The 20,597-nt window shown below is 72.3% G+C and carries 19 protein-coding genes; 10 read left to right on the forward strand and 9 right to left on the reverse strand.

Features of this window, described 5'->3' with window-relative positions; all coding sequences use genetic code 11:
* Positions 1–33: 33 nt before the first annotated feature.
* From OG379_RS21930 to OG379_RS21950, 5 genes are all read right to left on the reverse strand, one after another.
* On the reverse strand, positions 34–702 hold the full coding sequence (locus OG379_RS21930) for a hypothetical protein (protein WP_405664811.1): 669 nt from the start codon (positions 700–702) through the stop codon (positions 34–36).
* Positions 703–752: 50 nt separating this feature from the next.
* Entirely contained in the window at positions 753–1,793 is a 1,041-nt protein-coding gene (locus OG379_RS21935; protein WP_405664812.1) for a DUF2891 domain-containing protein, read from the reverse strand.
* 37 nt (positions 1,794–1,830) lie between these two features.
* On the reverse strand, positions 1,831–2,799 hold the full coding sequence (locus tag OG379_RS21940) for a DUF979 domain-containing protein (protein ID WP_393757486.1): 969 nt from the start codon (positions 2,797–2,799) through the stop codon (positions 1,831–1,833).
* Positions 2,796–3,527 (reverse strand): DUF969 domain-containing protein, encoded by a 732-nt coding sequence (locus OG379_RS21945; RefSeq protein WP_360368389.1) that lies wholly within the window; start codon positions 3,525–3,527, stop codon positions 2,796–2,798. Before OG379_RS21945 ends, OG379_RS21940 begins: the two co-directional genes overlap by 4 nt.
* A 193-nt stretch (positions 3,528–3,720) precedes the next feature.
* Positions 3,721–4,446, reverse strand: coding sequence for a GntR family transcriptional regulator (locus OG379_RS21950; RefSeq protein WP_405664813.1), 726 nt, complete (start codon positions 4,444–4,446; stop codon positions 3,721–3,723).
* Between the two features lie 156 nt (positions 4,447–4,602).
* On the opposite strand from OG379_RS21950, the gene OG379_RS21955 reads away from it, so the two are divergent.
* The 6 genes from OG379_RS21955 to OG379_RS21980 all read left to right on the forward strand — a co-directional run bounded on the left by OG379_RS21955 (position 4,603) and on the right by OG379_RS21980 (position 11,694).
* On the forward strand, positions 4,603–5,352 hold the full coding sequence (locus OG379_RS21955; protein ID WP_405668611.1) for a LamB/YcsF family protein: 750 nt from the start codon (positions 4,603–4,605) through the stop codon (positions 5,350–5,352).
* Entirely contained in the window at positions 5,349–5,984 is a 636-nt protein-coding gene (locus tag OG379_RS21960; RefSeq protein WP_405664814.1) for an allophanate hydrolase subunit 1, read from the forward strand. Before OG379_RS21955 ends, OG379_RS21960 begins: the two co-directional genes overlap by 4 nt.
* Entirely contained in the window at positions 5,981–6,841 is an 861-nt protein-coding gene (locus tag OG379_RS21965) for a biotin-dependent carboxyltransferase family protein (protein WP_405664815.1), read from the forward strand. Before OG379_RS21960 ends, OG379_RS21965 begins: the two co-directional genes overlap by 4 nt.
* A gap of 158 nt (positions 6,842–6,999) precedes the next feature.
* Positions 7,000–8,403, forward strand: a complete 1,404-nt coding sequence (locus tag OG379_RS21970; RefSeq protein WP_405664816.1) for a lipase family protein — start codon at positions 7,000–7,002, stop codon at positions 8,401–8,403.
* A 176-nt stretch (positions 8,404–8,579) separates the two neighbouring features.
* Entirely contained in the window at positions 8,580–9,269 is a 690-nt protein-coding gene (locus OG379_RS21975; protein ID WP_405664817.1) for a copper homeostasis protein CutC, read from the forward strand.
* Positions 9,270–9,396: 127 nt separating this feature from the next.
* Entirely contained in the window at positions 9,397–11,694 is a 2,298-nt protein-coding gene (locus OG379_RS21980; RefSeq protein WP_405664818.1) for an MMPL family transporter, read from the forward strand.
* A gap of 33 nt (positions 11,695–11,727) precedes the next feature.
* Here OG379_RS21980 and OG379_RS21985 read toward each other — a convergent pair whose 3' ends face one another.
* The gene (locus tag OG379_RS21985; RefSeq protein ID WP_405664819.1) at positions 11,728–12,714 is read right to left on the reverse strand and encodes a lytic polysaccharide monooxygenase; all 987 of its coding nucleotides are present in this window, start codon (positions 12,712–12,714) and stop codon (positions 11,728–11,730) included.
* A 216-nt stretch (positions 12,715–12,930) separates the two neighbouring features.
* On the opposite strand from OG379_RS21985, the gene OG379_RS21990 reads away from it, so the two are divergent.
* Entirely contained in the window at positions 12,931–13,596 is a 666-nt protein-coding gene (locus OG379_RS21990; protein ID WP_405664820.1) for a GPP34 family phosphoprotein, read from the forward strand.
* Between the two features lie 49 nt (positions 13,597–13,645).
* On the opposite strand, the gene OG379_RS21995 is transcribed toward OG379_RS21990, so the two are convergent.
* Complete coding sequence (locus tag OG379_RS21995; protein ID WP_405664821.1) at positions 13,646–15,706, reverse strand: HelD family protein; 2,061 nt, start codon at positions 15,704–15,706, stop codon at positions 13,646–13,648.
* A gap of 293 nt (positions 15,707–15,999) precedes the next feature.
* On the reverse strand, positions 16,000–16,365 hold the full coding sequence (locus OG379_RS22000; RefSeq protein WP_405664822.1) for a winged helix-turn-helix transcriptional regulator: 366 nt from the start codon (positions 16,363–16,365) through the stop codon (positions 16,000–16,002).
* A 149-nt stretch (positions 16,366–16,514) separates the two neighbouring features.
* Between OG379_RS22000 and OG379_RS22005 the strand changes: the two genes are divergently transcribed.
* Together OG379_RS22005 and OG379_RS22010 are read left to right on the forward strand one after the other, a co-directional pair.
* A complete protein-coding gene (locus OG379_RS22005) occupies positions 16,515–17,495 on the forward strand; it encodes a zinc-dependent alcohol dehydrogenase family protein (RefSeq protein ID WP_405664823.1) in 981 nt (326 codons plus the stop codon).
* 126 nt (positions 17,496–17,621) lie between these two features.
* The gene (locus OG379_RS22010) at positions 17,622–17,813 is read left to right on the forward strand and encodes a hypothetical protein (protein ID WP_356707896.1); all 192 of its coding nucleotides are present in this window, start codon (positions 17,622–17,624) and stop codon (positions 17,811–17,813) included.
* A gap of 27 nt (positions 17,814–17,840) precedes the next feature.
* On the opposite strand, the gene OG379_RS22015 is transcribed toward OG379_RS22010, so the two are convergent.
* A complete protein-coding gene (locus OG379_RS22015) occupies positions 17,841–19,484 on the reverse strand; it encodes a DNA repair helicase XPB (protein WP_393757511.1) in 1,644 nt (547 codons plus the stop codon).
* Between the two features lie 325 nt (positions 19,485–19,809).
* Between OG379_RS22015 and OG379_RS22020 the strand changes: the two genes are divergently transcribed.
* Complete coding sequence (locus OG379_RS22020) at positions 19,810–20,595, forward strand: uracil-DNA glycosylase (protein ID WP_393757513.1); 786 nt, start codon at positions 19,810–19,812, stop codon at positions 20,593–20,595.
* The last annotated feature ends 2 nt before the right edge of the window (positions 20,596–20,597 follow it).

Consider the following 20,597-nt stretch of genomic DNA (forward strand, 5'->3'; position numbering starts at 1 on the left):
TCAAGGGGTGAGCAGGCTCACCGGACGGCGAGTTCAGCGGGTGAGCAGCTCCAGCTCCGTGGTCAGGTTCTGCCGGGCCCTCGGCTCCCACTCCGCCGCCCCGTGCGGCGTGCGGAAGAGCCGGGGCAGCTCCAGCAGCTGCCGCAGGACGGCGGCCCGGCCCTCGCGGAAAGCGTCGTCCGGGACGAAGCCGTACTCCTCCCGTACCTGCGCCGCGTACGCCGCGTACTCCTTGGGGGACGCCGCCAGGATCGCGAGGTCCGCGTCGCAGAGCACCTCGCCGTTGGTGTCGCCGTCCGCCGGGTCGTGCGTGACGGTGAGCCGGACCAGCCGGGCGACCTCGGCCGTCGCCCCGTCGGGGAGGCCGGCCTCGGGCAGGGCCCGCTCGGCGAGCGCGGCACTGCGCTCCTCGTTCTCGGAGCGGTCGGGGCGGTACACCGCGTCGTGGAACCAGACGGCGAGGCGCACCAGGTCCGGGTCGGCGGCGTGGCCGGCCAGGGTGTCGACGCGGTCCAGGACCTGGGTGAGGTGAGCCGTGGTGTGGTAACGCCGCTGGGGCTCGGCCCAGCGCGCGAGGAGGGCGTCGGCGTACGGCTCTGGATCGGGCGCGAGGCCCGTCCCGCCGCGTGCGGCGAGCAGGGCCTCGCGCCACCGGCCACGGAGCGCGGAGGTGCCGGACGTGTCGGGGGCGCTGTCGCTCATACGCCGAGCGTAGGACCTGCGCCCCGCGCGCACGGTCCACCCCCCGCCGGTCAGTGACCGGGCGCCGTGTCCAGGGCCAGTGCGGCGTACGTCGCCAGCCAGTGGTCCGAGGAGAAGTCTCCGGAGGACACCGTCGGCAGGCCGAGCGTGAGATGGGCCTCGGCCGAGGCCAGGAGCGCGGTGCGGGCCGGGCCGTCCGGGAGCGCGCCGGCGATCGAACGGAGGGCGGCCGCCCGGCTCAGGGTGAGACCGAGGAGGTGGCCGATCTGGGGGTCGGCGTGATCGGAGACCACCGGCGGGTCGAGCAGCGTGGAGTCGGGCGTGGCGGAGACCAGGTCCGGCAGGAATCCGGCGATCCAGGTGCGGAACTCCGTCACCGGCAGCACCCGTCGCATCGCGTCCGCCTCGGCCAGGGCGGGGGAGAGGAAGTCCTGGCCGGAGGGTTCCCAGTGGGCCGGGGCGTCGTGGTCGTCGGTGAACCAGGTCTTCAGCCGGTCCGTCGCCGCGTCGAGGACCGGTGCCGGCAGCCCGGCCGCGCCGCCCGCGTCGAGGATCAGGCCCAGACCGAACGCACTGTTGTTGTGGACGCCGTGCCGGACCGGGTAGGTCGCCTTCGGCAGCCAGGCACCGAGCAGGTCGCCGACCGCTGCCACGCCGGGAGCCAGGGCCTCGGCCCAGCGGTCGCCGTCGGGCGTGGCGAGTGCCCGGCACTCCCCGGCGAGCGCGATCAGCCAGGCCCAGCCGTAGGGACGCTCGAAGTGCGGCCGGCCACGCAGGTAGGACGCCTCGACGGCGATGTTCTCGGGGGTCAGGTGGGTGTCGAGCACCTCGCGGATACGGGTGGTGAGGGTGGCCGGAAGATCACCGGTGGTGGAGAAGCGGCGCACGATGCGGACGAGCAGCCAGTGCATGTGCACCGTGGAGTGCCAGTCGTAGCCCCCGTAGAACGCGGGGTGCAGCGTGCGGGGGGCGACGAGCTCCTCGGGGCCGGCGTAGAGGTGGGCGGGCGCGTTGGGGTATTCGCGTACGACGTTGGCGAGGGCCAGTTCCGCGAAGGGGACGGCGTACGCGGCGGGGAGCGCGGGGGACATCGGGGTCACTCCAGGGGTGGTGGGTGAGCGGCTCGGGTCAGAAGGCGAAGAGGGCCATGATCGCGACGTTGCAGACCAGCAGGGCCGCGGCGGTGGGGAGCTGGGCCTTGATCGGGCCGTACTGGTCCTTGAGTTCGAGGAGCGCCGCCGGGACCAGGTTGAAGTTGGCGGCCATCGGCGTGACGAGCGTGCCGCAGAAGCCGCACAGCATGCCGATCGCGAGGACGGCGGGGGCGTTGCCGTTCATCTGCTCGATGAGGACGGGCCACCCGATCGCGGCGGTCATCACCGGGAACGCGGCGAAGGCGTTGCCCATGACGATGGTGAACAGCGCCATGCCGCAGCAGTAGACGGCCACGGCCACCAGCTTCTGGCCGTCAGGCAGCACCGCCTCGGTGATCCTTCCGACCTGCTCCCCGACACCGGCGGTCTGGAAGATCGAGCCGAGGACGGAGAGCAGTTGCGGGAGGAGCAGGGCCCAGCCCATCGATTCGAGCATGTTGCGGCCGGAGTGCAGCGGCACGGAGACCTTCCGCTCGCGCAGGAGCACCATGCCCACGGCCAGCGCGGCGATCGCGCCGACACCGAGGCCGAGGATGGTCTCGGACCCCGGCTCCAGGACCGGTTCGCCACCGATCTTCCAGTTCTTCACGAGCGTCGCGCAGATCATCGCGACGACGGGGATGGTGAGAGCCGGGAGGAACAGCTTGTTGCCGAAGCGGGCGGCCGAGGCCGCGCGCTTCTCGCGGGTCGGGGTGTGTGCCTCGCCCTTGCCGGTGAGGCCGAAGCCGCCCAGGACGATCAGGATCAGGACGACGACGCCCAGGGGTTCGGCGGGGAGGGACTTGTCGACGACTCCGGTGGAGTAGAAGAACGCGGCGCCGAGCAGACCCCAGAAGCCGGCGGAGCCGAAGCGCTTGGGGTTGGTGCGGTCCACGGCCATCTGCGCGGCCATGACGAGGAACACCGCGCCGACCAGCCAGAAGAAGTACTCGGACTTGATCACTTGGCGTCCTCCGTCCGGAGCCCGGCGTGTGCCGTCAGGTCGTTCTCGGCGGCGGCGACGGCGAGTTCGCGCTCCAGCTGCCGGTCCAGGTTGAGCAGGCGGGCCCCGTGGATCAGGAAGGCGCAGATCGCGGAGGGGATCGCCCACATCGCCAGGTGCAAGGGCTCCAGGTGCTGGTCGTACGTGGAGTTCACGAAACCGGTGATCAGCAGGATCGATCCGATGGCGAGGAAGCAGTCCTCACCGAAGAACACTCCGATGGTGTCGGCGCCGGACGCGTGGGAGCGGACCTTCTCGCGCAGCTTCTGCGGCAGTGGACCACCCGCCTTGGTCTCGGCGGCGGCCTCGGCCATCGGGGCGATCAGCGGCCGCACGCTCTGCGCGGGGCCACCGATGCTGGTGAGGCCGACAGCGGCGGTGAGCTGGCGGATCAGCAGGTACAGCGTCAGGAAACGGCCGGTGGTCAGCTTGCCCAGCTTGCCGATGAGCGTGCGGGCCTGTTCCTGGAGTCCGTAGCGCTCCAGGAGCCCGATGACCGGCAGCGTGATGACGAAGACCGTCACGGAACGCGCGGAGGCGAAGCTCTCCCCGAAGGAGGCCAGCACCTCCTGCGGGGACATCTTGCCGAGCAGCCCCGTGACGATGCCTGCGACACCCACGACGAGGAGGGGATTGCGGCGGGTGGCGAATCCGAGGATCACCACGAGCACGCCGAGGAGAACGATCACGCGTCGGCCTTCTTCCGCACAGGGACGTGGCGGTGCACGGTCCTGCTCAGACGGGGGTTATTACGCGAGACCTTAGGGTCTTGTTCAACAATCCCACAAGAGTGTGGGCTACATGGATCGGAATCGGGCTGTACGGGAGGGAAGGCCGCTTTCGGGGTGGCGATCGGGGTGTGGACCGGAGAACAATCCGGGACTACCGCTCGGTGAGCCGCTGTGCGTACGCCTCCGCCAGCTGGCGCCGGGAATCCTCCAGGTAGAAGGCGAGCATCCGCTCGGCCCCGGCCGCGTCCCCCTTGGCCAGTTTGTCCGCGATCTCTCGGTTACGGGTGAGATAGGGCTCGTGGAAGCGGCGGGGGTCGGCCATCACATGGAAGGCGAGCCGCAGTTCGGCGAGGACGTTGCGCATCAGTTCGTCGGTGCGGGGGCTGTCCGCCAGGCCGGCCAGCGCCTGGTGGAAGCGGATGTTGGCCGTGGAGCAGGCGGGCCAGTCGTCACGGAGGGCGGCCTGCTCGCCCGTCGACACCGCCGCCTCGACCGCCGCCAGGTCGAACGGGGGCTCGCCCAGGGTCCGCAGGGCCGCGCACTCGACGAGGAGCCGCACCCGGTAGATGTCGACCAGGTCGTCCACGGCCAGGATGCGGACGAAGACGCCCCGGTTGAGGCGGTGCTCCAGGAGGCGTTCGTGCGACAGCAGGCGGAACGCCTCGCGCAGTGTGTTGCGGGACACGGCCAGGGCGCCGCTGATGCTCTCCTCGGACAGGCGGCTGCCCGGCGGGAAGTAGCCTTCGGTGATCCGGTCCCGCAGGATCGCGGCGACCCGCTCGGCCGTGCCGGACCGCTCCAGGGAGGCGCTGTGCGCCGCGAGTTCCGAGAGGTCCGGGGTGGAGCCGGTCCGTCCGCCGTTCGTCGTCCCCGCCATGCCCCGCCCCTTGCCTGGTGTTCTGTCAGCTGTGTTCAGTGCTCAGTGAACCGTACGGGCGTCCCGGGCGGTGGGCAGGCTCTTGTCAGATTGTTGAACAATCGCTAGCGTGCGCCCGTGACGGATCTGACGAGTGTGACGCGCCCGGCGCGGTCGATGGACCTCAACGCGGACCTGGGTGAAGGGTTCGGACGCTGGACCCTCACCGATGACGAGGCGCTGCTGACCTGTGTCACCAGCGCCAACGTCGCCTGCGGCTTCCACGCGGGCGACGCCTCCGTGATGCGGCGGGTCTGCGACACGGCGGCCGAGCGGGGTGTGCGCATCGGCGCGCAGGTCTCCTACCGCGACCTGGCCGGATTCGGGCGGCGCGCCATGGACGTACCGGCGGACGAGCTGACCGCCGAGATCGCCTACCAGATCGGCGCCCTGCGGGTCTTCGCGGAGGCGGCCGGGTCCACGGTGTCGTACGTGAAACCGCACGGCGCCCTCTACAACCGTGTCGTCCGGGACGAGGAGCAGGCCGCCGCCGTCGTCGCGGGCGTCCTGCTCGCGGGTGGCCGGCCGGCCGTCCTCGGGCTGCCCGGTTCGCGGCTGCTCGCCCACGCGGAGGCGGCGGGGCTGACCGCCGTCGAGGAGGCCTTCGCCGATCGCGCGTACACCCCGCAGGGCACGCTCGTGCCCCGGGGCGAGGCCGGTGCCGTGGTGCACGACGCGGACGAGGTGGTACGCCGCAGTGTCGGCATGGCCGTCCACGGCGCCGTGACCGGGGTGGACGGCAGCCGGATAGCCGTCGCGGCCCGGTCGCTGTGCGTCCACGGGGACACCCCCGGGGCCGCCGCGCTCGCCCTGCGGGTGCGGACGGCGCTGGAAGAGGCGGGCGTGCGCGTACAGGCGTTCGCGTGAGCGGCATCCAGGTCTTCGAGGCCGGGCCCCGCGCCCTGCTCGTGGAGCTCGCGTCCGGCGAGGACGCGGAGGCCTTCCACGCGGAGCTGCTCCGCCGCCGGGCCGCCGGGGAGCTCCCCGCCGTACGCGAGATCGTCCCCGGTGCCCGGACCGTGCTGCTGGACGGGGTGGAGGACCGGACGCTCGCGGGGCGGCTGCGGTCGTGGACCGTGCCGCCGCTGAGCCGGGGCGCGGGGGCGGCCGTCGAGATACCCGTCGTCTACGACGGCCCGGACCTCGCCGATGTGGCCGACGCGTGGGGCGTCGCCGTGGAGGAGGTGGGGAGCATCCACGCGCGTACGGAATTCCGGGTGGCCTTCTGCGGGTTCGCGCCCGGCTTCGGTTATCTGACCGGCCTGCCCGGTCACTTGAGCGTGCCGCGCCGGGCCACGCCGCGGACCCGGGTGCCGGCCGGGGCGCTGGCCCTCGCGGGGCCGTACACCGGGGTCTATCCGCGCGAGTCGCCCGGCGGCTGGCAGCTCATCGGCCGGATGCCCGGGCAGGACGCACTCTGGGACCCGGGACGCGAACCCGCGGCTCTGCTCGGCCCCGGGGTCCGGGTCCGCTTCGTGCCGACGGGGGTGTCCGGATGAGCCCGGGGCTCGAAGTGGTCCGGGCGGGCGCCCTGACCACGGTGCAGGACGAGGGCCGGACCGGCTGGGCCCACCTCGGCGTACCCAGGGCGGGGGCGCTGGACGCCCCGGCCCGGCGGCTGGCCAACCGGCTCGTCGGCAACGCGCCGGACGCGGCGGTGCTGGAGACCACGCTCACGGGGTGCGCGGTCCGGGTGACCGGCACACGGCCGGTGTACGCCGTCGTCGGCGGGGCGGGGTGCCGGGTCACGGTGGACGGCCGCCCCGTCGCGTGGGGCGAACCCGTCCGGGTGCCCGGCGGCGCGGTGCTGGAGGCCGGTCCCGCGGTGCACGGGCTGCGCGGCTACCTGGCGTTCGCGGGCGGCCTGGTGCCCGAACCGGTGCTCGGCAGCCGGTCCGCGGACCTGCTCTCCGGGCTCGGCCCGCCGGTCCTGCGCGACGGTGACGTCCTGCCGCTGGGCCGGCCCGGCGGCGTGCCGTACACCGGTCCCGTGCCCTGGCCGGGTGCTCCGGCCGAGCTGGTGCTGCCCCTGCACCGGGGCCCGCGCGACAGCTGGTTCACCGAGGCGGCCCTGCGCACGCTCACGAGCGCCGCGTACCGGGTCTCGGAGCGCAGCAACCGCATCGGGCTGCGCACGGAGGGGCCGGCCCTGCGACGTGCCCGGGACGGCGAACTGCCCAGCGAGGGCATGGTGCTGGGGGCCGTCCAGGTCCCGCCGGACGGCCTGCCCGTGGTGTTCCTCAACGACCATCCGACGACGGGGGGTTACCCGGTCGTGGGCGTGGTCGCCGAAGCCGCGCTGGCAGGCGCGGCACAGGCGGCCCCGGGCACGGCGGTGCGCTTCGTGCGCGCGTGACGGGAGCCCGGACGCCTCTCAGGCAGGACCGGGGAGCGGGCCCGCCCCCGGCGCGGGATTTCACGTTACCGAAGCGTAACTTACCGACGAGTTACCTCAGGTAACGCCACGGTGCTAGCTTGCGCAGACCTTCATCGGAGCAGAGCGAGGAGTGAGCCGTGAGTCCGCGCAAGACCACCCGTTCGAGCTCGACCGTGAACATCCCCCACCTTCCTGGGCCCCGCCGGACGGGGCGCCTGCTGGCCGCCTCGGTGGCCGCCGCGGCCTGCCTCGGCGCGGTGGCCGTACCCGCCTCCGCCACCACCCCCGCCTCCACCGGGTCGGAGCCGGTGGTGTCCCGGGGAGTGACCATCCCCGCCTTCTACAACCCGCCGGCGCAGCTGCCCTCCGCCGACGGGTCCCTCGTCCGTACGGAGCCGCTGCCGCTCGGGCTCAGCCTCCCCGGCCTGGACGGCCGGCGGATACCCGGCACCGCGACGCGGCTGATGTACAAGTCCACCGACGCGGGCGGCGGGCCCGTCGCCGTCACCGGCGCGTACATCGAGCCGTCGGCCGCGTGGAAGGGCGACGGCCCCCGCCCCCTGGTGGCGCTGGCCTCGGGAACGATGGGCCAGGGCGACCAGTGCGCCCCCTCGCTCTCGCTCCAGCACCCGCTGACCATCGGCGAGGGCACGGTCTCCATCGGCTACGACAACATAGCGGTCTACCGCTTCCTCGCCGCCGGTGCCGCCGTCGTCGTCACCGACTACGCCGGCCTCGGCGCGACCGACCGGCTCCACACCTACGTCAACCGCGTCGACGAGGGGCACGCCCTTCTGGACGCGGCCCGCGCGGCGCGCTCCGTCTCCGGCGCCTCGATCACCTCCGCCTCGCGGGTCGGCCTCTACGGCTACAGCCAGGGCGGGGGCGCCAGCGCTTCGGCCGCCGAGCTGCACCCGTCGTACGCACCCGACGTCAATCTGGCGGGCGCCTATGCCGGAGCCCCGCCCGCCGACCTCGCCGAGGTCATGAAGGGCATCGACGGCAGCGCCCTGGCCGGCGCGCTGGGCTGGTCGATCAACGGCTTCACCCAGTCCGACCCGTCCCTGAAGGCGGTCGTCGACGCGAACACGAACGACGTGGGCAAGGCCGCGCTGAAGGACACCTCGACCATGTGTGTGGGCGACGCGATCCTCGGCCACGGCTTCACCAACAGCAAGAAGTGGACCGCGAACGGCAAGCCGATCGCCGACATCATCGCGGCCGAGCCGAAGCTGCAGGCGGTCCTCGCCCGACAGCGCATCGGCGATCTGAAGCCGACGACCCCGGTGCGGGTGGCGACCGGCGTGCAGGACGACATCGTCGGTCACAAGCAGGCCAGGCAGCTCGCGGTGGACTGGTGCCGCAAGGGTGCGAACGTGACGTACGAGGCCGTGCAGCTGCCCAACCTCGGCGACAAGATCCTCACCAACCACCTGGCCCCCTACCTCACCGACCAGGGCAGTGCCATCTCCTGGATGACCGACCGTCTCTCCGGCAAGAAGGCCGCCTCCAACTGCTGGTCGATGCCGCTCCAGCCCTGACCGTCCTCCTCGTGACCATCGAGGCCGCGGCGCGTCCGTTCCCCGGATGCCGCCGCGGCCTCGCGTATCTTCACGCACGCGTCCGCATGGGGAGCTGCGCGCCGGGTTGCTGACCCGTAGTCTGGTTTATTGGACTAGACCTGTAGTCCGTAGCCGCTCCGAAGGATGGGAACACCATGAGCAACCGTGCACTCCTGGAGGTGATCGCTCTCGACGCGGAGGACGCGGTCGCGGCGCAGGCGGGCGGTGCGGACCGCCTCGAACTGGTCACCGACATGGCGGCCGACGGCCTGACGCCCTCGCTCGCCGCCTTCGAGGAGATCCGGGCCGCCGTCGGGATCCCCCTGCGGGTCATGCTCAGGGTCGCGGACGGGTTCGCGGCCGGTGACATCGGCGTCCTCGTGGAGAAGGCCCGCACGATGCGCGCCGCCGGGGCCGACGAATTCGTCCTGGGCTTCCTCGACCAGGACGGCCACGTCGACCTGGTCGCTGTCGAGCGGCTCGTCGCCGCGCTGAACGGGTGCTCGTGGACCTTCCACCGCGCCATCGACCGTGCGGCCGACCGTGATGTCCTGCGCAAGCACCTCGCCGACTTCCCGGGCCTGGACACCTACCTCACGGCGGGCTCGCCGGACGGCGTCGACGCGGGCATGGAGACCCTGCTTGCCGAAGCGGGACACTCCGACCTGCCCGGCTACGAACCGCAGATCATGGTCGGCGGCGGCCTGCGCCTGGACCACCTGCCGCGCCTGCGCGCCGAGGGCATCGAGGCCTTCCACATCGGAGGAGCGGCACGGCCCGGCGGCTGGACCGGCCCGGTGGACGCCGACGCCGTACGGGAATGGCGCACGGTGCTCGACAGCTGACCGGGGCGCGGCGACGCTCCTGGACCCGCACGGGTGTCACCCGTTCCCTCACTCCGGCGTGCCACGGCGGTGGGACCGGCTTTGAATGCTGAGTGTCCCAGGTGCCCGGCCCAGCCCCGGAGTCCCCATGTCGCATCAGCAGCCCGCCCACGACTCCGGCACGGCTGCGCGCCGGGCGGGGGTCCTGCATACGACCGGAGCGTGGTGTGCGCGGCACTTCGTGATCGTCCTCGTGCTGTGGCTGGCCGCGATCGCCGCGCTCCAGGTGCTGCAGCACGCGTACGGCGGCGACTACTCCGACAACTTCTCGATCCCCGGAACACAGTCGCAGGACGGCCTCGACGTCCTCGAAGCGCACGCCCCCTCGGCGGGCGGTTACAGCAGCCAGGTGGTGGTGCACGACGCGGACAAGTCCCTCAGCGGGCTGAGCGCCCAGATGTCCACGGTCGTCGGAAGCCTCCAGAAGCTGCCCGACGTGCTGTCCGCCCAGAATCCGCTGACGGCGCCGGGCAGCAGCGGCGGGCCGGACGTGGGCCCGCTCTCCAGCGACGGGAAAACGGCGTACATCACCGTCCGGTTCAGCGTGCAGCCCTCCACCCTGGAGGCCGGCTACCTCGACGGGGTGGACTCCGCCGTGCAGCCGCTGCGGGCGGCGGGCGCCGAGGTGGAGTACGGCGGCTCGCTGGGCGAACTGGCCCGGCCCGAGGCGAACGACCGCACCAGCGAGGCCATCGGCTTCGGGGTTGCCGTCCTGGTGCTGCTGATCGGTTTCGGCAGTCTCCTGGCAGCACTGCTGCCGTTGGTCACGGCCCTCATCTGTGTCGTCTGCGGGCTGGGCCTGCTGGGGCTGCTCGCCGCGGCGACGACCTTCGCCACCGTGTCACCGACGCTGGCCACGATGATCGGGCTGGGCGTCGGCATCGACTACGCCCTGTTCCTCGTCACCCGGCACCGCCAGAACCTCAACGACGGCAGGGATCCGGTGGCGGCCGCCGCGGCCGCGACGGCGACCAGCGGACGGGCCGTGCTGCTCTCCGGGTGCACAGTGATCATCGCCCTCTGCGGGCTGTGGGTCTCCGGCATCGGCTTCATCGGCAAGCTCGGCGTGGCGGCCGCCGTCACCGTCGTCACGGCGGTGCTCGGCGCCCTCACCCTCGTACCGGCCGTGCTCGGACTGATCGGGCGGCACATCGACCGGATCCACGTCCGCAAGCCGGTCGCCGAGGTGGAGGCCGGTGCGGAGCCAAGCCCGGGGGCCGGTCCGGACCCGGACAAGGGGCGGACGACGCACGGCACCTGGCACCGGTACGCACAGCGGGTGGAGCGCCGGCCGTGGTGGTTCCTCGCCGGCGGGGTCGTCGTACTGGCCGTGCTCGCCTTCCCCGTCTTCTTCATCCAGCTCGGACACATCGGGGACGGCGCCGATCCCAAGTCCTTCACCGACCGGCGCGCCTACGACCTCATGTCGTCGGCCTTCGGCCCCGGGTCGAACGGCCCGCTGACGCTCGTGATCGACCAGAGCAAGGTCCCCCAGAGCGACCGGTCCGCACTGCAGAACCAGGCCCAGCAGTCCCTGACCAAGGTGCCGGACGCGGCCGTCGTCACCCCGCTCACCGCCACCCAGGACGGGGACGTCCTCACGGCGACCGCCTACTCCGTCGCCGCCCCGCAGGACGCGCGGACCACGAGCCTGGTCAACCACCTGTCGGACGACGTCCTGCCCGACGCGGTCTCCGGTACCGCCGCGAGCACCTACGTGACCGGCACGACGGCAGCCCAGGTCGACTTCCTGGACATCGTCTCCAGCCGGCTGCCACTGATCATCGCGGTCGTGGTCGGCCTCGCGTTCCTCGTGATCCTGGCGGTGTTCCGCGGGGTGCTGGTCGCGGTCAAGGCGGCCCTGCTCAACGTCCTGTCGATCGCGGCCTCGTACGGAGTCGTGGTGGCCGTCTTCCAGTGGGGCTGGGGCGGGCCCGCGCTCGGCGTCTCGGGCGACGTCCCGATCGAGAGCTATGTGCCGATGATGATGTTCGCCATCGTCTTCGGCCTCAGCATGGACTACGAGATCTTCCTCCTGACCCGGATCCACGAGGCGTGGCTGGCCACCGGGGACCCGAAGGCGAGCGTCGCGCACGCCCTGGAGATCACCGCGCGGGTCATCACCTGCGCCGCGCTGATCATGGTCAGCGTGTTCGCGGCCTTCATCATCAGCGACAACATCGTCGTCAAGATGCTGGGTCTTGGTCTCGCGGTGAGCGTGCTCATCGACGCGACCGTCGTGCGGCTGCTGCTGGTGCCCGCGGTGATGACCCTGCTCGGCCGCGCCGCCTGGTGGACTCCGCGATGGCTGGACCGGATCCTTCCGCACCTCGACGCGGAAGGGGAGGCGAAGGCCGGGGCCGGCCGTGCGGCCCCGGGCCGGTGATTCCGGTCCGGGGCCGTGAACGGTTCCCCGCGGTCAGTGGTCCTGCGCGGCCTCGCGGCGCCGGCGCCGGCTCTGGGCCACCGCCCCCGCCGCGAACATCAGGGCGGCGCCGGTCAGTGAGACCGCCGTCGCGGCGGGCAGATAGCCGGCCGAGGAGTCCTCGGCGGAGGCCACGAGACCGGCCTCACCGGCCTCGGCCGCATGCCCGGCGTGCTCCGCATGGACCTGTGCGGGCTTGATTCCGGCCTTCTTCTCGGCCGCCGCCAGCTCGGCCGCGGACATCCCGCCGCCCTTCATGCCGGTGACCTCGCCGTTGCCGCCGTCGAAGGCGACGTCGGAGCAGGAGTAGAAGTTCTCCTGGCTGTCCGAGCGGATCCATTGGATGAAGATCATGTGCTTCCCGGACTTGCCCTGAGGGAGCTGGAGATTCCAGTAGTAGTTACCGCCGTCCGAGCCCGCCCCGCCCGCCTGCGGCGGGTTGTCCACGGTCTGGGTGAGCGTCAGGTCGTCCCACGCCAGGGGCTGGGTCGGCGACCAGCCGTCCTTGGTGATGTAGACGTTGAACTTGCCCGGGTGGGCGGCCCAGTTGCTGTACTTCACCTGGGCGGTGGTGCCCGCCGTGAGATGGGTCGTCGGCCAGTCGCTGCGGGCCGCGTTGTACGACGAGAAGTTGTACGGGCCGTTGTGGCCGCCGCTGCAGAGCTCGCCGTCCGGGATGTAACCCTTGGTCTTCCCGCCGCCGTTGGAGTCCAGGACGCCGAACCAGTTGTACAGCGGAGTGGTGCCGGTCGCCGCGACCGCGGCCGCACAGGCGGGGTTGGACGGGGTCTGGTTCCCGCTCGCGATCATGTCCTTGTAGCACAGGTAGCTGCGCGAGCCCGGATCCATGGCGACGCCGTGGGCTGACGCGGGGGAGGGCAGGCCGGCCAGGGTGAGGCCCAACAGGCCGGCTCCCAGGAGGCTCAGCACGCGGGGCGCGCGCATCGGAGACGTGCTCCGGAAGAGGGTTCGCATGGCCATGAGGTTGTTCTCCTCTGGGGGGATGAAGGAGAGTGCGGGGGTGTGTGGGAGCGCTCCCAAAAACGTAGCGCGCACCGGGTGGTCTGTAAACGCCTCGTGCAGCGACTGCTGCAACATCCCGCGAATGCGCGGTAGTTACGGACATCCGAGTGGCCGGGAACCGATTGCCGCCCCCGTTCGTCACTAAGAGTAAGCGAATGGACGGGGAGTGGAATCATGTCGGTCACGCTGGGCGAAGAGATCATGCTGCTGTCTCTGGACGACGAGTCCGGAGCGGCCAAGGACCGGCAGGCCGCCGGATGGGCCGTCGCGGGTGGCATCCTGCTCGAACTCGTCCTGGCGGGGCGGCTCTCGGTGGACGGTGGCCGGTTGTCGGTGACCGACCGCACGCCCACCGGTGCCGCCCTGCTCGACGAGCGGCTCGGTCTGATCGACGCCTGGGCGGCGAAGAAGAGCAAGCCGCCCAAGGTGACGGACTGGCTGACGAGGGATCACGGCAAGGCGGTCGAGGCCACGACGGAGAGCCTGCGGGCACGTGGCCTCGTGAGCGAGGAGCAGCGCCGGGTGCTCGGCGTCTTCCCGGTGCGCCGCTATCCCGAGGCGGACGGGGCGACCGAGGCGGAGCTGCGCGAGCGCCTGGCCTCCGTGGTGCTGCACGGCACGGATCCGGACGACCGCACGGCCGGCCTCGTCGCCCTGATCCACGCCGCCAAGCTGCACCGGCTCGCGTTCCCCGAGGTGCCGGCTCGGGAGGTGAAGCCGCGCATGGAGAAGATCGCGGAGGGCCAGTGGGCGGGCGATGACGTCCGTACGGCGATCCGCAACATGCAGGCTGCGATGGTGGCGGTCACCGTCGCCACCACGGCGGTGGTGACCGCTTGACCTGAGCCGGCCTGTCCCCGCGTGCGGCCCGGTCCGGCATGTGCCGGTCCTAGCCGAGTTGCTCCGGCAGCGCCGCCGCGTGCAGTACGACCAGGCCCGACACCGCGCGGGTCAGGGCCACGTACAGGCGGCGCAGACCCGTGCGTTCGTCGGGTTCGCCGTCGACCACGGCCGCCGGTTCGTCCAGCACCACGTAGTCGTACTCCAGCCCCTTGGCCAGCGAGGCCGGGACCAGGGTCAGCCGGGACGCGGCGGTCGTCTCCTCGCCCGGGGAGAGATACGCGTGGCCCGCCGCCCCGAGCGCCGCCGCCAGGGCCGGGATCCGGGCGTCGGCGGCGATCAGGCCGATCGAGCCCTCGTGCCGCAGCGACTCCACGCATGCCGCGACCACCGCGGAGTCCAGCTCGTCGGCCGCCGCCACCGCACGCACCGCGAGGGAGCCGGGCGTCTCACGCACCGACTCCACCGGCGCCAGGCCCGGCGAGATCGCGGGGAGCAGCCGGGAGGCGTACGCGATGACCTCGCGCGGCACACGGAAACCGGCCGTGAGCTCCTCCACCACCGCGTCCGCCTTGCCCAGATGGAAGAGCGCCTGCTCCCAGCTCCCCGTCGACCAGGGCGTCGTCCCCTGCGCCAGGTCGCCGAGCACCGTCGCCGAACCGGTCGAGCAGCGGCGGCCCACCGCGCGGTACTGCATCGGGGACAGGTCCTGGGCCTCGTCGATCACAACATGGCCCAGCGAGTGCGTCCGGGCCACCAGGTCGGCCGCCTCGTCGATCAGGACCGCGTCAGCCGCGGTCCACTTCGCCGACTTCACGCTGCGGGCGGGCTTCGTCATGAGGATCTGCTTCTGCTCGTCGTCGGTGAGGATCCCCTCCGCGTGCGCGCCCAGGAACTCCGCGTCCGTCAGGAGCCGCAGCACCAGCTTCGCCGGGTCCACCGCCGGCCAGACCGCCTTCACGGCCGCCTTGACCGCGGGGTCGCGCGCCACCGCGTTCTGCACCCGGTCGTCCGGGGCCTCGCCCGCCTCCTCCATCCGTACGAGGACGGCGTGGGCGATGCGCTGCGGAAGAGCCTCGTGGGCGGCCCCGTACCGCATGTCACGGGCCAGCAGCTCGGTGGTCATCTCCTCGACCTCGTAGGCCGGGACCCGCCAGCGGCGGGATCCGCGCACCACCACGACCGGCTCCGTCGGAGGCGTCACGTGCGAACGGATCGCCCGGCGCAGGACCTCCGCCATCCGGGCGTCGCCCTTGATCACCGCGGCGACGGACCCGTCCGTGCCGCGCACCTCGACGCGAGCGGCCACCAGGTCCTCGACGGTGGCCTGCTGCACCTCCAGCTCGCCCAGCGCGGGCAGGACCTGCTCGATGTAGTGGAGGAACGACCGGTTCGGGCCGACGACGAGGGTGCCGGTGCGGGCGAGGCGCTCGCGGTGCGCGTACAGGAGGTAGGCGACACGGTGCAGGCCGACGGCCGTCTTCCCGGTCCCGGGGCCACCCTGGACGCAGACCGTGCCGCCGAGATCACTTCGGACGATCTCGTCCTGCTCCGGCTGGATCGTCGCCACGATGTCGCGCATCGGCCCGACACGGGGCCGCTCGATCTCCGCCTGGAGGAGCTTGCTGGTCTGTTCGGTCTCCGCCGGGTCGGTGAGGTACTCGTCCTCGTACGCGGTCAGCTCCCCACCGGTGTAGCCGAAGCGGCGGCGGTGGTCGACGTCCAGCGGGTTGTTCCTGGAGGCCTGGTAGAACGGCTGGGAGACCGGGGCGCGCCAGTCGATGACCATGGGGTCGCCATGGGCGTCGTGGACGTGGCGGCGCCCGATGTAGAACCGCTCTCCCTCGGCCCCCTCCGCCTTCTCGGCCCCGACCACGTGCAGATAGTCGAGGCGCCCGAAGAACAGCGGGGTGTGGGTGAGGTCGGCGAGCGCCTTGATGCGGTCGTCGATCTGCGACTGGAGGACCGCGGCGTTGACCCAGTTCGCGGTGACGTCGCGGATGTCGAGCGCCTGCACGTCCTCGCGCATGGCGCGCAGCGCGGCACGGGACGCGGCGAGGTGCGCCCGCTCCCTGACCAGTGGATTGCTTGACTCTTCGTGCGCGGGCACGGTGTTGCCTCCGGCTTTTCGACGCAGGACGGCGGACAGGGCTCATCACCCGGTCCGCTCGGGGACGTTCACACACAGATGCGCACGCGGGGTGGGCGCGTGCGGCTGTTGTCGGCCGGTTTCCGTCCGGTCGGCGGCGCTCCCCCGGCTGCCGGCCGCTCGAAGGGCTGGCCGGTACCACGGTGCGGGAGGCGGGCAGACCGGCGATTGTATCGACCGCCGCACCCGGGGGCGAACGAATAGATCACAGGGCCCGGACATCCCCCGCCGGGCGCCGGGCGCCCGGGTGCCGCCTACCGGCCGTCCTGCTCCGACTCCTGGAAGTCGGCGACGGCCTCGCCGTGCAGGGTCGCCCACTCCGTCAGCGCGGCGATGGGCACCACGAGCGTCCGGCCGAGTGCGGTGAGGCTGTACTCGACCCGCGGCGGCGCCTCGGCGTAGGCGTGGCGTTCGACGAGGCCGTAGCCCTGGAGCCTGCGCAGCGTCTGGGTGAGGACCTTGCGCGAGATACCGCCGATGAGACCGACGAGTTCGCCGTGCCGGCACGGTCGGCGGCTGAGCGCGAAGATCACGACGACAGCCCATTTGTCGGTGATGATCTCGATCGCCAGCCGGGCCGGGCAGTCGGCGAGGAAGACGTCTCCGGCCGAGTGGCTCATGGCATGGAAGGTACCAGGAGGTACCTGTCGGATCAGTAATTTCGTCTGTGTGCAGCGGCACCGGACGCGGACAACACCCGCGTACGCCCGGCCTGTTGAGCGCCCTTCCGTCGCACCGCACAGCCCTCCGAGAGAAAGACGGTCACCCCATGCCACGAGTCGTCGTGTTCGACAGGACCGGAGCTCCGGACGTCCTGTGCGTCGTCGATGAGCCGGTCACCGAGCCCGCCGCCGGCGAGGTGCGGATCAGGATCGAGGCCATCGGCGTCAACCGGCTCGACCAGATGATGCGCGCCGGCTCCTACCCCGGGCCGGTACGTCTGCCGCAGGCCCGGCTGGGCTGCGAGGGGACCGGCGTCGTCGACGCGGTGGGCCCCGGCGTCGAGGAGCCCGGAGTCGGTGACGCGGTCATCATCACCGCCGTCCCCGAGATGGATCTCAACGGCACCTACGCCGAATACACCACGGTGCCGGCCGCTTCCGTCGTCCCGCGGCCCACCGGGCTGGACGCGACCGGCGCGGCGGCCCTGTGGGTGGCGTACTCCACGGCGTACGGCGCGCTCATGGAGAAGGCCGGGACGCGGCCCGGCGACCATGTCCTGATCACCGCCGCCTCCAGCTCCGTCGGCCTCGCCGCCATCCAGGTCGCCGGCCAGATCGGCGCCGTCCCCCTGGCGGTCACCCGGCACACCGCGAAGAAGGAGGGGCTGCTCGCCGCAGGCGCCGCCGCCGTCATCGTCACCGACCACGAGGACGTGGCCGAAGCCGCCCGCCGGCACAGCGGCGGGGCCGGAGCCGACATCATCCTCGATTCCGTCATGGGCCCCGGCCTGGCCGACCTGGCGAAGGCGGCCAGGGCCGGCGGGACCCTGGTCACCGCGGGCCGGCTGGACCCCCGGCCCGCGTCGTTCCCGATGTCCTGGCCCCTCACGGTCCTCGGCTACGCAAGCTTCGAGCACACGCTGGACCCCACGGTGGTCCGCCGGATCGCGGCGTTCCTGAACGCCGGCCTGCGCACCGGGGCGCTGCGGCCCACCGTCGACCGGGAGTTCGGCCTCGACGACATCGTCGAGGCGCACCGGTACCTGGAGCAGGGACACCAGGTCGGCAAGATCGTCGTCACCGTCTGACCGCGAGCGGCTCGGCAGCGTCCGTCCCGTAGGGGACGGGTCCGTCTTTCGGCCGACCCGGATCCGCGCATTCTTCGGCCGGTCGGCCGATGCAGGGGAGCGGGCCGGCGGAGCACCATGGAATACATGAGCACCGTTTACCTGAACCCACGAAGGACCGGCCCCGCGCACGGCGCCACGGCGGCCACCGGTCACCCACGCGGCCACCGCATAGGAAACGCGGTGCGTGCCGTCTCGGTCTTCACACGCACCGCGTTCGGTGTGGCCGTCCTCGGGGAGTACGCGGAGGAGGCGGGCGTCGTCCGCCGCCACCGCTGAGCCCTCCGGCCCGGCCACCGGTCCCTGTCAGCTCTCCGTCAGCAACTCGTCCGCGTCGACGATCCGGTACGCGTAACCCTGCTCGGCCAGGAACCGCTGGCGGTGCGCCGCGAAGTCCTGGTCGATCGTGTCGCGCGCGACCACCGAGTAGAACCGGGCCTCGTGCCCGTCCGCCTTCGGCCGCAGCACCCGGCCGAGCCGCTGTGCCTCCTCCTGCCGCGAGCCGAACGTGCCCGACACCTGGATGGCGACCGTCGCCTCCGGAAGGTCGATCGAGAAGTTCGCGACCTTCGACACGACCAGCACGCTGATCTCGCCCTGACGGAACGCCTCGAACAGCTTCTCGCGCTGAGCGTTGCTCGTCTCGCCCTTGATCACCGGGGCGTCCAGGTGCTCACCGAGCTCGTCGAGCTGGTCGATGTACTGCCCGATGACCAGGGTCTGCTCTCCCCGGTGCTTGCGCACGAGCGCCTCGGTGACCTTCCGCTTCGTCGCGGTCGTCGCGCAGAACCGGTACTTCTCCTCGGCCTCCGCGGTCGCGTAGGCGAGGCGCTCCGAGTCCGTGAGGTTCACGCGGACCTCGACGCAGTCGGCGGGCGCGATGTAGCCCTGCGCCTCGATCTCCTTCCACGGGGCGTCGAACCGCTTGGGCCCGATGAGCGAGAAGACGTCCGACTCGCGCCCGTCCTCACGCACCAGCGTCGCGGTGAGCCCGAGACGGCGGCGGGCCTGGAGGTCGGCGGTGAACTTGAAGACGGGCGCGGGCAGCAGGTGCACCTCGTCGTAGATCACGAGCCCCCAGTCACGGGAGTCGAACAGCTCCAGGTGCGGGTAGATCCCCTTACGGCGGGTCGTCAGCACCTGGTACGTGGCGATGGTGACCGGCCGGATCTCCTTGCGCGTACCGCTGTACTCGCCGATCTCCTCCTCGGTCAGTGAGGTCCGCTTCACCAGCTCGTGCTTCCACTGCCGGGCGGAGACGGTGTTGGTGACCAGGATCAGGGTGGTCGCCTTGGCCTCCGCCATGGCGCCGGCTCCGACCAGGGTCTTGCCCGCGCCGCAGGGGAGGACGACGACGCCCGAGCCGCCGTGCCAGAAGCCCTCGACGGCCTGCTTCTGGTACGGGCGCAGCGCCCAGCCGTCCTGGTCGAGATCGATCGGGTGCGCCTCGCCGTCGACGTATCCGGCGAGGTCCTCGGCAGGCCAGCCCAGCTTCAGCAGCGTCTGCTTGATCTGGCCGCGCTCCGAGGGGTGCACGGCCACGGTGTCCGGGTCGAGGCGCGCCCCGACCAGCGGCTGGACCTTCTTCGAGCGGAGGATCTCCTCCAGCACCGGCCGGTCGTTGGACGTCAGCACCAGCCCGTGGACCGGGTGCTTGGACAGGGTGAGGCGGCCGTACCGCGCCATCGTCTCGGCGATGTCGACGAGGAGCGCGTGCGGCACGGGGTAGCGCGAGTACTCCACGAGCGCGTCGACGACCTGCTCGGCGTCGTGCCCCGCGGCGCGGGCGTTCCACAGGCCGAGCGGGGTCACCCGGTAGGTGTGGATGTGCTCGGGGGCACGCTCCAGCTCGGCGAAGGGGGCGATGACACGGCGGCAGGCCTCGGCCTGGTCGTGGTCGACTTCGAGGAGCAGCGTCTTGTCGCTCTGGACGATGAGGGGTCCGGTCACGCGCGTCGGCCCTTTCCGGCGTGGGGTGGCCGCCGGGTGCGAACGGCCAAACGTCCAGTGTGCCTCATCGGCCGCTGACGGGCGGGGCTCCTGCGGCCGGCGCCCCTGGAACCGCGCACCGCGCCTACGTACCCTGAGACCGCCTGTGACGCACGTCATGGCACGGACGACGTCCGTTCCGACCGCCGCGGTCGGCCGCGATCCGCCGGCGACGCCTCGCCGGGCTTCCACCGCAGGCCGGGCTTCGAGGAGCTGGGCGGTGCTGCCGGCCATGTTCATCCGGCGCTGACCCGAACGCGAGGCCCCGGGCCCGTAGCGTGGAGGGATGGACGGAGCGGAAGCCGCAGGACGGGCGCCGGGCGCCGACGACCGGGGCTTCCCGGCCCACCACGCGCCGGGGTGCGGCGCGCTGGGCGAGCTGGACGCCCTCGTCACGCGGTGCCGCGCCTGCCCCCGGCTGGTCGCCTGGCGGGAGGAGATCGCCGGGACCAAGCGCGCGGCCTTCCAGGACTGGGACTACTGGGCGCGGCCCGTCCCCGGCTTCGGGCCGCCCGACGCCTCGGTGGCGGTGGTCGGGCTCGCTCCCGCCGCCCACGGCGGCAACAGGACCGGCCGGATGTTCACCGGCGACGCGGCCGGCGACTTCCTCTTCGCCGCACTGCACACCGTGGGCCTGGCCTCGCAACCGTCCTCCGTCCACGCGGAGGACGGGCTCACCCTGCGCGGCGTACGGCTCACCTCCCCCGTGCACTGCGCGCCCCCGGCGAACAGGCCCACGCCGGAGGAGCGCGACAACTGCCGCCCCTGGCTGGCCGCCGAGCTGGACCTGCTGAGCCCGGGGCTGCGCGCGGTGGTCGTCCTCGGCGGTTTCGGCTGGCAGGCGGTGCTCCCGGTGCTCGCCGAGGCGGGGTGGCGGCTGCCGCGCCCGCGTCCCGCCTTCGGCCACGGTGCGCATGTCGTGCTGCCCGCCACGGAGCGCAGGCAGGAACTGCACCTGCTGGGGAGTTACCACCCGAGTCAGCGCAACACGTTCACCGGCCGGCTCACCATGCCCATGCTGGTCGACGTGCTCCGCGAGGCCGCGACCGCCGGCGGGCTCCCGGTGTCCTGAGC

The organism is Streptomyces sp. NBC_01166 (assembly GCF_045039765.1).
GTDB lineage: Bacteria > Actinomycetota > Actinomycetes > Streptomycetales > Streptomycetaceae > Streptomyces.